Genomic DNA, 11,600 nt, shown 5'->3' on the forward strand with positions numbered 1-11,600 from the left:
CACGTTCTGGTACTCCTCGAGCCCTTCGGCACTGCCCTCACGACCGAGACCGGACCGCTCGGGGCCGACTTCAGCCGATGGCGTTCGCCCGGGAATCGTGTGCCCGACCCTTGCGCGTCGTCGAAACGAGGGGCAAGGGGTCGGGTGTGACCAGGGGGCCGATCATTCGCCGGTTACGATAGATATCCGCGTGAAGAGTCTCCCGTAGCGCGCTACGACCAGTGAGTTGGTAGCAAGCGTGTGCCCGAGAAGGAGCGAGCGTTACGCGTGTTCGAGGACGCTTGCCAGTCTGCCCATGGCGAGACCGGGACTCGAGAAGGTCGGTGTGGTCAGACCCTCATTGGAGACAATGGCAGCGACACGTGCCATGGATGCCTGGGCAAGCACGATGGAATCGACCGACTCAGCGAGATCACGTAACGCCTCGGCGATGATCGCGTCGTGGCGCGCTGTGTCTCCAGAAGCATTGGCGGCGAATGCCTCTGAGAGAAGTCGGACTTCGAGTTCAGGTTCCACCGATGCATCCTGGGCTCGGCGGCGGACCAAGTCGACCGTGGGCGAGAGAGTGGACTTGGCAGTGGCCAGCACAGCGATCCGGGGCGCGCGCTCCGTGCCGGCGGCAACCTGAGCGGATTCGATCGCAGCATCGACCATTGGCACGTCCACTCGCAATACGGGGACATCGACGAGCTGTGCGGCCAGTTCGACGGCGGGTCCGATGGACGAGCAGGTGGCCATCACGGCCACTGCGCCACTGTCGACCGCCGAGATGACGTGGTCGACCACGCGGCGCGAGATCGACGCTGTCAGGGCACCTTCGGCGAGTGCGTCGGCCAGCAATGACTCGTCGACGATGTTGGACACCTTGACATCGGCGGGGAGTCCCTTGCCGAGCTCACCGAACACGGGGAGGAGTCCGCTGACGGTGTGAAGTAGTACAACGCGACGGGTCATGACGGATCTCTTTCTCGGAGGCGGGCCAGCAGCTGTTCGCGGGACTGGCAGATGTGGTCGTCGAGCCGCGACACGGCGAGTTCGACATCGTCGGCCTCGATAGCTTCGATGACCGGGCGGTGGGAGTCGGGCTCGGCCTTCGCATCGGAATCGAGCACTTTCGTCAGGACGATGACCCGCCGAGTCTCCATCTGAATCGACTTCAAATGGTCCAGCAGTAGGTCTTCCCGACAGGTGGATGCGATCACGTAATGCAGTTGGATGTCGGCATCGACGACCGCGAACAAGTCATGGCGACGGTAGGCATCCTCGAGCTCGGCGAAGGCGGCTCGAATGGTTCCCAGGGCCGCCTCGTCGACGTAACCCCGTGTCATCGCAGTGCGCAGCGCATAGCATTCCAGCAGTGCGCGGAGATTGAACACTTCGCGGACCCGCTTCTCGCCGATGCTCTGGACGAAGGCACCGCGGTGCGGATGGATCTCCACCAAACCCCGATCCCGCAGGGCACGCAACGCTTCGCGCACCGTGCCCCGGGCGGTGTTGAGCTCCGCGGCGAGGGTGACCTCGGGCAGCTGTGAGCCCGGCGGATACACGCCGCGGATCACAGCTTCGGCAATGTGATCGATGACCGCATGGGTAAGCGTCTTGGGCCGCGCTAGTCCGCGCGGCCGCGCACGCGAGTCTTCGGGGTCGGCTTGGACCTCATCAGGGCCTAACGAAGTCGGACTCACGCGAAACTACCTCCAGGCTTTCGTGGATGGTGCCGGCGACCTTCGCCAATTCCTCGTCGGTGATGGTGAATGCCGGCGACACCTGCAATGCGACGTCTCCGAGGTTACGGGTGATCACACCGCGCTTGCGAGCTTCGCGCGTGAGTTTGGCCAGCACGGTGGGATTCGCCTCCTTGACCCTCGGATCGATGTTGACGGCTCCGAGCAATCCCACGCCGGCGCGCACCTCGTCGACCAGCGGGTGATCGGCAAGCGGGGCCAGGTGCGATGCCATCACGGATTCGTATTCCGCCACTCGGTCGACGAGACTTTCCTTTTCGAGGATGTCCAGGTTGGCGTTGCCGACCGCGGTGGCCATCGCGTGCCCGGAATACGTGTAACCGTGCCGGAACACGGCGGTCGAGCCGTCCTTCCAGAACACGTCCGATACGCGCGGCGCGATCGCGACCGCACCGAGCGGAGCGTAACCGGACGTCAAACCCTTGGCCATGGTGATCATGTCGGGCTGAATTCCGTAGCGTCCGGAGGAGAACCAGTCGCCACCGCGGCCGAATGCGGAGACCACCTCGTCGATGACCAGCAGCACATTGTTCTCGCGGCAGATCTTCTCGATCTCGGGGAGGTAACCCGCCGGTGGGTGGAGTACGCCGCCTGCGCCGACGATCGGCTCGCAGAAGAATGCCGCTACGTTCTCAGCACCCAGCTCGGCGATCTTGGTCCGAAGGGCTTCGGCGTCGTTCCACGGTACCTGCGCCACAGACTCGACCATCGTTCCGAGACCGTGGAGGTTGGCGGGTAGGCCGGCGAGCGATGTGCCGTAGGCGTTCATGCCGTGGTAGGCACGGGTGCGGCTGATGATCATTTTCTTGCCGGGTTGTTCGACGGCCGACCAGTACAGGCGGACCAACTTGGCCGCGGTGTCGATTGCCTCGGAGCCACCGCCGGCGGTGAAGAAGATCTTGCCGTTGGGGAAGGGAAGGTAGTCGGCAATTCGAGAGGCGAACAGCTCGGTGTTCGGAGTTGTGAATACGTCGAAGGTTTGGAACGCCGCGAGATCGATCATCTGCTGACGGGCGACGTCCGCGATATCGGTACGACCCAGTCCGACGTTGCAGTACCACAGGCCGGCAAGAGAGTCGAGGTAGCTGTTGCCCTCGGCGTCCCACACCGTGCGGCCTTCGCCGCGCACGATCGTCACGGTGTCGTTCTTGATCGCGCTCATCTGCGCGAAGGGGTGCCAGTAGCTGGTCTCGGTCACGATCGTTCTCCTATTTCATCGGAATGAGTTGTTTGTCAGTTGAAATGGGGCCGGACCAGTTCGGCGGTGGCCCGAGCGCTGGACAGCTGTGGCATTCGGTCCGACGTGCCGATGCTCGAGCGGGATCAGCAGCGTCGTTTACGAGCGAGTGTCGACGAGTGGAAGCCGAATGCTGAGCAATTGCGTCTTCGGAATCAGTGCTCGATCTGGGCGGCCATGGCCACCGAACCTCCTCCTCACCGAACCCTCACTCGTTGACCGTGTTCTGGGACCACCGATCGCTTTTGTGAAGGAAATCCTCTTCGCTACAAGAGATGTCGAGGATTGAGGCCACCCACTCGATAGATTCTGCCAGACGCTTGGTCGACTGTCAATTGTCCAACAATGCTGCGCGTTCAGGGGTTGTAGGTGACCATCGACACGGGTCGGTCGCCCACCAACAACAAGATCCGCGCTGTTTCCTCGAGTTCCTCGGCCGCATCCACGGCCTCGGCCAGCGTCTTGCCCGCCAGTACCGAGCCGTGGTTGGCCAGCAGCACCGAGTGCGCTGCGCTCATGGCACGTCCTACCTCCTCGCCGAGGGCTGGATCACCCGGAGGCATGTACGGGACGAGAGGTACCCGTCCCACCCTCATGACGTGATACGCGGTCAACGGAGGCAGGCAGTCCGCGACGTCGAGCCCGGCCAGGCAGGACACCGCTGCTGCGTGTGAGCTGTGCAGGTGCACGACCGCATGCGAATCGGGGCGGGCACGATAGGTCTCGACGTGGATCGGCCATTCCTTGGAGGGTTTGGAGCCGTCCAGGTGCTCTCCGTTCAGATCGAGGAGCGCGAGTTCGTCAGGTATCAGGCCACCCAACGAGGTCCCAGTCGGCGTGATGAGAATTCGATCGCCAACCCGCACGCTGATGTTCCCGGTCCGCCCCGCTGTCAGCCGACGGTCGAAAAGTGACGCTCCATGACGGACGATTGCGGTCCGCTCCGCTGCCATCGTGCCCATCACGCGGACGCGGTTTCCGTGAGGAAGTCGGGACCACCGAAGTTGCCGGACTTGAGTAACAGGGAGATCGGATCGCTGGAAACCGTTGTGCACCAGGGGACCCCGGGCGCAGCCTCGTCGCCGACGAGGACTTGCTGCACGCCGAGTTCGGCCACTACGGCCCCTGACGTTTCGCCACCCGCGACAACGATGCGACGCGTGCCGCGCTCGACCGCCCTCAATGCGATCCGGGCGAGCACCTGCTCGAGGATCTGCGGGGTGTCGGGCCCCATGGCTATCGCACCCCGGCGCCGTCCCTCGGCATCAGCGGAGGTGTAGATCAACCGTGGGCGGGTCTGGTCCTGCGCCTCGTTCCATGCGACGGCGGTGTCCACGAGGGTGACGGCGTCGGAAATGTCGCCTGGATCCAGCTGTAAGGCCGGCATCGCGAGTCGTGCCCGCCTCACCTGCTCCAGCGTGGCCTCCGAACAGCTTCCGGCGAGCACTAGAGTCCCACTCGAGGCGTCGGAGGCACCGGGGCGGCCCAATGGCTGCTCGTGCGCTGGGAGGGACACGCCCAGGGCTCGTCCCAGTGCCTCCACCAGTCCGGCACCGCCGGTCATCAGAGCCTCATCGTGCCCGGCGGCGATGGTGTCGAGATCAGAATTGTCGGTGGCATCCGCCACTATGTGCCGAACACCCTGGCCTGCCAGGCTGTTCACCCGCTCGATTACCGCCTCGTGGCCAGCGCGCACCACGCTGAGGGGCAGCGAACCCACCATGGAATTGGTCTGCAGCGACAGCCATCGCACCAGGTTGGAGTCCGTCATCGGTGTCAGCGGGTGAGTTCGCATGGGCGAATCGCTGAGCAACTTGTCGCCGACGAACAGGTGCCCCAAGTATGTGGTGCGCAGGTGTAGCGGCGTGGCTGGACAGACGATCGTGTATCGAGCGCCGGTGAGAGTCGACAGGAGGTCACATACCGGACCGATGTTGCCCGCCGGTGTGGAGTCGAAAGTCGAACAGTACTTGTAGAAGTACCGCGTGACGCCGTTCTCACGGAGCCAGGCAACCGTTCGCTCGACATACTCGCACGCTTCCGCGCTGGCGATGCTACGGAATTTGATTCCGACCACCACCGCGTCGCACTCCTGCAGGGTGCTGCCCGGGGCCGGGACGCCGAAGAGCATGACGACGCGAAGTCCACTGCGGCGCAGTGCTGCTGCGGCGTCGGTACCGCCCGTGTAGTCGTCGGCGATGACGGCAATGTGTGTCATACGGTCTTCCTTTCGGCACGACGGGTGCAGAGTCATGCGTGCGGCCAGCACGATGAGGCTCGTGCTGTCAGATCGTTCGACCGTCCGGCGCAACACTCTTCGTATTCGAGAAGTCGTTCTCGCAACCTCTGTCGAACCTCGGTCCGACAAAGCGTCAACATCGTTGCGGCGCAACGACGCATACGTGTTCGAGCAGCCCTGGCTGGTCTTCAGCCGCGGCGAGTGCGTGACTTCCCGATCGGGCTAGTTGCCCGAGGAGCGAATACGAGCAGATTGTCGATCAATCCGACAATCACCATAGGGCGCGGCACTCCGGTGCGTCAATACCTCACCGAACGAAGGTCGGGGATCTCGGTCGACGTCTCGAACCTGCCGCCCCGACGAGTGCTGGTGGTTGCGGGGTCGGATCCTTTTATCGTGCACGGTGGCGACTGGTGAAAGCCCAGGCCGGTCCATTCGGGGCATCGGACGCGCAGATCCATTCGGTGCGGGAGCGCCCTGCCTCGTTCGATCGTTGCGGTAATCGGTAAAAGTACCGATTGTTGGCGGTCCACTTGATGGCTACCTTGAGTTCACCCTAGTTCTGTGGCGCCAGTCACTGCCGCCGGCCGCGGAACAGGTGCCTGTGGCTTCACCTGCCCGGCCGGTTTGCGACTTAGCTGTCACGCTGAGTCCCGTCACTTACGGAAGGTCCAATTCATGAATGAGACTGAGAACACGGGGAGTTATGCCAACGCCGAACTCGCCCGGTTGGGGTATGACCCGGAATTGAAACGGGCAATGAGTTTGGCCGACGTGATCATCTTCGGCCTTATCTACATGGTGCCGATCGCGCCGATTGCCGTGTTCGGCTTGGTTTACAACTTCTCTGCCGGCGCGGTCGGCCTGGTGTACATCGTTGCCGCGACCGCCATGGTGTTCAGCGCGATCAGCTACAGGGAGATGGCGCAGACCTTCCCGATCGCAGGCTCGGTCTACTCCTACGTGCGATACGGCATCAACCAGTTCGTCGGATTCCTGTCCGGCTGGGCAATCCTGCTGGACTATCTCCTGATGCCGGCACTGCTGTCCTGCCTCGCGGCCTCGGCAATGGTGTCGCTCGTGCCGAGCGTGCCCGCCTGGGTTTGGGTCATCGGCTTCGTCGTCATCACCGCCGGCATCAACCTGCGTGGCATCTCGTTCACCGCGAGGATGAACAAGATCTTCCTCGTTATCCAGCTCGTCGTCCTGGGCGTATTCGTCGTGTGGGCGCTGGTGGCAGTGGCGCAGGGTAAGGGTCACTTCTCCTTCGATCCGATCTTCAGCTCCGAGTCGTTCAGCTGGACGGTCGTCTTCGGCGCCATTCCGCTTGCGGCACTGAGCTTCGTCGGCTTCGACGGCATCTCGACGCTCAACGAGGAAGCCAAGGGGGGCGGCAAGACCGTCGCGCGGGCCACCATGATCATTCTGTGGATTTGTACTGCCCTGTTCGTGCTCCAGGTCTATCTCGCAGCGATCTTCGTACCGACTGGCACGGTGTTCGCCGACGGCGATGACACCAACAACGCCTTCTACAACATCACTGGCGAGGTCATGGCGAACTGGTTCCAGATCGTCCTCACCCTGACGACAGCACTCATTGCGTTGTTCGCCAACATCCTTGCTTCCAATGGCATCTCGTCGCGACTGGTGTTCAGCATGGCCCGCGACCGTCAGCTCCCGGCATTCCTGTCGAAGGTGCACCCGAAGACACAGGTCCCGGCCAACGCGATGATCTTCATCATGGCGGTGTCACTCGTCGTGGGAGTCCTCGGGGTCGAGAACCTGGAGCTGCTCACCAGCCTGGTCACCTTCGGCGCCCTGACCGCGTACATCATGCTCCACTTCAGCGTTCTGGTGCACTTCGGGGTGAAGATGAAGAGCCGAAAGGTGTTCGCCCACTACATCTCTCCTGCCCTCGGCGCAGGCGTACTGATCTACGCGCTGTGGAGCGGCAGCTTCAACGCCAAGGTCTCCGGGCTGATCTGGTTGGCCATCGGAGTTGCGATCGCCTTGTACTTCCGTAAGACGGGCCGTTCGTTGGTGCAATCGGAGATCGACGCCCCCGAGGCCGCTCCGACTGCAGCGGCCGGCGAGCCTCACGCCTCACCCGCCGTCACCACCCAGAAGGAGCGCTGACATGACCACCGGTATCCAACGCAAAGCATCCAACCGTACCGAAGAACTGGCACAGATCCACGCCCGACGAACCCTCGAGCGGGTCACCGCCGAATACGACGAGGTCGTTGCCGCCGAACTGGATGCCAACCCGTTCGGGCCCCACACCGATAGCACGGCGCGGGTTCTCCGATATTTGCGCGCCCTGCCCGTCACAGGCAAGGAAGTCCTTTTCGCACCGAGCAACGATGCGTGGGCAATCGGGAAGATCGTTATCGGTGCACCCGGAAACCTGATCGTCGAGGACGACGTCTTCGACGACTACACAGCGGCCGCGCGCACCGTATTGCGCCGCCGTCTGGCCCTCTTCGTCGATACCGTTGAATAGTTAGGTTGACTCATGAAGCACGATCCCACCACGATCTTCGGCTACACCGATCGCCTCTCTGCTCGCCCAGGTGAGACGCTCACGTTTCACGTAAGCAGCGAAGAGCCGACCCAATACGACGCCTCGCTAGTCCGGCTGAGTCACGGCTACACCGGGTCCGCCAGTCCCGGATTCATCGAACACGATGTGGCCGGCGCGAGTTTCGCGGGCAGCTACACCGGCGAGCACTACGTCTGCCAACCAGGATCGTTCGTCGAGATCGACGATCCCACCTCGGTCCTTGCCGACCCGACCGACGTGGCGATCAGCGTGTACGTCTACGCGACGCTGCCACTGCCCGAGCGTGCCGCCAGCATCGGTGCCTACCACGTCACGCAGACCTCCATGGGTCAGGACAACAAGCGTCAAACAATCTGTGGCACATGGGATGAAGACACTGCAACGGGTTACGCGCTGGTGCTGGACGATGGAGTGCCCACCGTGTTGTGGGGCCATGACGGGCAGCCGCGAACCCTCTCGACCGCGAGCGTTCTACAGGCCAACCACTGGTACCGAATCGATGTGCGCTTCGGAATGGGCGCGGGTGAAGTCCAGCTGACGCAGACACCCATCGAAAACTGCATGAACCAATTCTCCGATCAAGCCATGCCTATCGATGTCGAGGAGGCGACGGCTTCATTGGGCGAATGCACCCCCGCCCGAAGTGCTCATTCATTCCGGATCGCGGCGCTCGCTCGCCGCGATGGTGCCCGGTGGCTGGCCGTCTCTCCGTTCAACGGCAAGATCGGCGCGCTCACCGTCACCCGGGGGTCAGATCCCCTGGACGGTAATGGCGGGGGACTACTCGCACGCTGGCACTTCGGGCGTTCATCCTCCGACGACGGACTTTTGTTGTGGGATGTCGTCGATCTCTCGGATAACCAACTGCATGGTCGGTGCTTCAACGCGCCGATACGGGCCGTAACCGGGCCGTTGTACGCGGGGTTCTCGGAGGACTTCCGCCTCGCACCCGATGAGTTCGACGCGATCCACTTCCACGACGACGACATAGCCGACGCCGAGTGGCCCGTCGCGTTCACCTTCGCCGTACCCGATGACCTCCCCAGCGGGGTGTACGCCGCGCGCCTCATGGCGCACGACAAAGCGCACTACGTCCCGTTCATCGTCGGGCCCGGCAGTCGCAAAAAGGAAGTGGCACTGCTTCTTCCGACCGCTACTTATCTCGCCTACGCCAACGATCGGACCCCATTCGAGGCCGACGGCGCCGAGGTCATCGTGTCGCACACCCCGATCCTCAACAACAATGACATCGATCTCCAGAACCATCCCGAATTCGGACGGTCCTGCTACGAAATCCACAACGACGGCAGCGGTGTGGTGTTCAGCAGCGCTCGCAAGCCGATCATCACACTCCAGCCCAAGCACCGGGCCTGGTACGGGGCAAACGGCGTATGGGGACTGCCCGCAGACCTGTGCATCGTGAACTGGCTGGACACGCTCGACTATGAGTTCGACGTCATCACCGACGAGGACCTGAACGCAGGCGGCTACGAGTTGCTGGCCGACTACAAAGTGGTGCTCACCGGCGCACACCCCGAGTACGTCACGCGCCAAGAACTGGATGCGCTCGACCTGTTCACCGCACGTGGGGGTCGGCTGATGTACCTGGGCGGCAACGGGTTCTTCGCGACCGCGTCATTCGTGCCAGGTCAGCCGCACGTGATGGAACTCCGCCGATCCGCCGGGGGCACCCGGCCTCACCAGTCGAACTACGGCGAGCGACGGCACGCCACTTCTGGGGAGATGGCGGGACTGTGGCGGCACAAGGGCAAGGCACCTCAGCGTTTGACCGGTGTGGGCTTCGCCGCGCAAGGATTCGACCGTTCGACCCATTACGAGCGGCTCGAAGACAGCCGTGATCCGCTCGCTGCATTCGTGTTCGAGGGAATCGGTGACGATGAACTCATCGGTGACTTCGGCATCATGGGCGGTGGAGCGGCCGGGGCCGAAATCGATTGCTACGACCCGGCACTCGGCTCTCCCCCTGGTACACTCGTCCTCGCGACCTCCGGTCCACTGACCGACGCGTTCCTGGTTGTCATCGAAGAAATCTACGAGAACTTGCCCGGACAGGGCGGCACCGAACACCCCTACGTCCGGTCCGACATCGTTCTCGGGGCACTCGACGGTGGCGGCGGATTCTTCTCCGTCGGGTCGATCGCTTGGACGGCTGCTCTGTCGCACAACGGATACGACAACAACGTCGCGAGAATCACCGGCAATGTTTTGAAGCGCTTCGTGTCCAAGGAGCCACTGGATCAGATCGTCGACTGAGCGCAGTCCAAGCGCAGCAGATCGGTTGGCGACGGCGAAGTGCCGTCGCCAACCCAGTGGCCCGCAATACCGGCCTGGAATCCCGCCGGGCACAGTAATGACAGAAATTGAGGAGACAGCAATGAACAGCTATACCGTCACCGATCCGGGTTCCGGTGAGGAGCTGAGGTCGTTCCCCGTCGATACCGACGCCGAGATCGATTCGAAGCTGGACGCTGGGCATGACGCGTACAAGTCGTGGGCTCGTACGACGATCGAGGAGCGGGCGGCGCTGCTGCGACGCCTCGCTCAACTTCACGAAGACCGTCAGGACACCCTCGCCGAGATCGCGCAGAGGGAGATGGGGAAGTCACGCGAGGATGCCCTCGGTGAGATCGGTGTATGCGTGTCGATTTATCGGTACTACGCCGATAATGCCGCGGCGTTCCTCGCTGACGAGACGATCGACGTCTTCAGTGGGCCGGGTACCGCCATCGTTCAACGACGGCCCATCGGCATCCTTCTCGGCATCATGCCGTGGAATTTCCCGTACTACCAGGTGGCGCGGTTCGCCGGTCCGAACCTTGCTCTGGGCAACACGATTCTGCTCAAGCCGGCACCGCAGTGCCCGGAATCAGGACTTGCCTTGCAGAGTCTGTTCGACGATGCGGGATTCCCAGCGGGGACCTACAACAACATCTTCGCCACCAATGAGCAGGTCGAACGCATCATTGCGGACCCTCGCGTGCAGGGGGTGTCGGTTACCGGCTCCGAGCGGGCGGGTGCCGCGATCGCGGAGATCGCGGGACGCAACCTCAAGAAGGTCGTTCTCGAGCTCGGTGGTTCGGATCCATTCATCGTGCTGGGTGTGAGTGATATGGATGAGGCGGTCGATGCAGCCTTCGAGGCGCGGATGGAGAATACCGGTCAGTCCTGCAATGCCGGCAAGCGCGTGATCGTTCTCGACGAGCTGTATGACGACTTCGTTGCGCGTTACACCGCGAAGATGTTGGCGCGGCCGGCGTCTCCGGTGTCCTCGCTCGTGGCTGCAGAGCGTTTGAGCGATCAGGTCGACCGGGCGGTGGCCTCGGGTGCGTCGTTGGAGACCAGCGGCGAGCGTAACGGTGCCTGGTTCCCTCCGGGTGTGCTCACCGGTGTTCAGCCCGGCGGTGATGTTTTCTACGAGGAGTTCTTCGGTCCGGTGGCGATGGTCTTCCGCGTTCGGGACGAGGACGAGGCGATCAAGATCGCGAACGACACCCCGTTCGGGCTCGGCTCCTACCTGTTCAGTACCGATCCCGAGCAGGTCAAGCGTGTCAGCGAGCAGATCGAGGCGGGAATGGTCTACGTCAACGGGTTTGGTGGTGAAGGTGCGGAGTTGCCGTTCGGTGGCGTCAAGCGTTCGGGTTTCGGGCGTGAGCTCGGGCGTCATGGGATCGACGAATTCGCGAACAAGAAGCTGATTCGTACCCTGCGTCAACCCTGAGGTCGGGGACAGTCACGCGCCCTGACGTTTGGGCGTGTGGCTGATCCGTCGGTAGAACACAGCACGCGGACTGAGGA

9 protein-coding genes are annotated in these 11,600 nt (G+C 62.9%); 4 read left to right on the forward strand and 5 right to left on the reverse strand.

Annotation, left to right across the window (positions count from 1 at the left end; translation table 11 throughout):
• Positions 1 to 261: 261 nt before the first annotated feature.
• The 5 genes from O4220_RS09995 to otnK all read right to left on the reverse strand — a co-directional run bounded on the left by O4220_RS09995 (position 262) and on the right by otnK (position 5,200).
• The gene (locus O4220_RS09995) at positions 262 to 954 is read right to left on the reverse strand and encodes an aspartate/glutamate racemase family protein (protein WP_135048085.1); all 693 of its coding nucleotides are present in this window, start codon (positions 952 to 954) and stop codon (positions 262 to 264) included.
• Positions 951 to 1,685, reverse strand: a complete 735-nt coding sequence (locus O4220_RS10000; RefSeq protein ID WP_269603688.1) for a GntR family transcriptional regulator — start codon at positions 1,683 to 1,685, stop codon at positions 951 to 953. Before O4220_RS10000 ends, O4220_RS09995 begins: the two co-directional genes overlap by 4 nt.
• Positions 1,660 to 2,943 (reverse strand): aspartate aminotransferase family protein, encoded by a 1,284-nt coding sequence (locus tag O4220_RS10005; RefSeq protein WP_209205520.1) that lies wholly within the window; start codon positions 2,941 to 2,943, stop codon positions 1,660 to 1,662. The genes O4220_RS10000 and O4220_RS10005 overlap by 26 nt, the downstream gene beginning before the upstream one ends.
• A gap of 395 nt (positions 2,944 to 3,338) precedes the next feature.
• Positions 3,339 to 3,944, reverse strand: a complete 606-nt coding sequence (otnC, locus tag O4220_RS10010) for a 3-oxo-tetronate 4-phosphate decarboxylase (protein ID WP_332112813.1) — start codon at positions 3,942 to 3,944, stop codon at positions 3,339 to 3,341.
• Positions 3,944 to 5,200 (reverse strand): 3-oxo-tetronate kinase, encoded by a 1,257-nt coding sequence (gene otnK, locus O4220_RS10015; protein WP_269603692.1) that lies wholly within the window; start codon positions 5,198 to 5,200, stop codon positions 3,944 to 3,946. Before otnK ends, otnC begins: the two co-directional genes overlap by 1 nt.
• Before the next feature lie 699 nt (positions 5,201 to 5,899).
• On the opposite strand from otnK, the gene O4220_RS10020 reads away from it, so the two are divergent.
• The 4 genes from O4220_RS10020 to O4220_RS10035 all read left to right on the forward strand — a co-directional run bounded on the left by O4220_RS10020 (position 5,900) and on the right by O4220_RS10035 (position 11,523).
• Positions 5,900 to 7,357: an APC family permease gene (locus O4220_RS10020; protein ID WP_269603695.1), complete on the forward strand. Its 1,458-nt coding sequence runs from the start codon at positions 5,900 to 5,902 to the stop codon at positions 7,355 to 7,357.
• Between the two features lies 1 nt (position 7,358).
• Complete coding sequence (locus tag O4220_RS10025; protein ID WP_269603697.1) at positions 7,359 to 7,724, forward strand: hypothetical protein; 366 nt, start codon at positions 7,359 to 7,361, stop codon at positions 7,722 to 7,724.
• Between the two features lie 12 nt (positions 7,725 to 7,736).
• Positions 7,737 to 10,058, forward strand: a complete 2,322-nt coding sequence (locus O4220_RS10030; RefSeq protein WP_269603699.1) for a N,N-dimethylformamidase beta subunit family domain-containing protein — start codon at positions 7,737 to 7,739, stop codon at positions 10,056 to 10,058.
• A gap of 121 nt (positions 10,059 to 10,179) precedes the next feature.
• Entirely contained in the window at positions 10,180 to 11,523 is a 1,344-nt protein-coding gene (locus tag O4220_RS10035) for an NAD-dependent succinate-semialdehyde dehydrogenase (RefSeq protein WP_269603701.1), read from the forward strand.
• The last annotated feature ends 77 nt before the right edge of the window (positions 11,524 to 11,600 follow it).

This window comes from Rhodococcus ruber (genome assembly GCF_027270735.1).
Classification (GTDB): Bacteria; Actinomycetota; Actinomycetes; order Mycobacteriales; family Mycobacteriaceae; genus Rhodococcoides; species Rhodococcoides rubrum_A.

Bases quoted from the DNA above. Each gene is read 5' to 3' on its own strand.
- O4220_RS10020 (WP_269603695.1), top strand. From the start codon at position 5,900: ATGAATGAGACTGAGAACACGGGGAGTTATGCCAACGCCGAACTCGCC.
- O4220_RS10025 (WP_269603697.1), top strand. From the start codon at position 7,359: ATGACCACCGGTATCCAACGCAAAGCATCCAACCGTACCGAAGAACTG.
- O4220_RS09995 (WP_135048085.1), bottom strand. From the start codon at position 954: ATGACCCGTCGCGTTGTACTACTTCACACCGTCAGCGGACTCCTCCCC.
- otnC (WP_332112813.1), bottom strand. From the start codon at position 3,944: ATGGGCACGATGGCAGCGGAGCGGACCGCAATCGTCCGTCATGGAGCG.
- O4220_RS10035 (WP_269603701.1), top strand. From the start codon at position 10,180: ATGAACAGCTATACCGTCACCGATCCGGGTTCCGGTGAGGAGCTGAGG.
- O4220_RS10030 (WP_269603699.1), top strand. From the start codon at position 7,737: ATGAAGCACGATCCCACCACGATCTTCGGCTACACCGATCGCCTCTCT.
- otnK (WP_269603692.1), bottom strand. From the start codon at position 5,200: ATGACACACATTGCCGTCATCGCCGACGACTACACGGGCGGTACCGAC.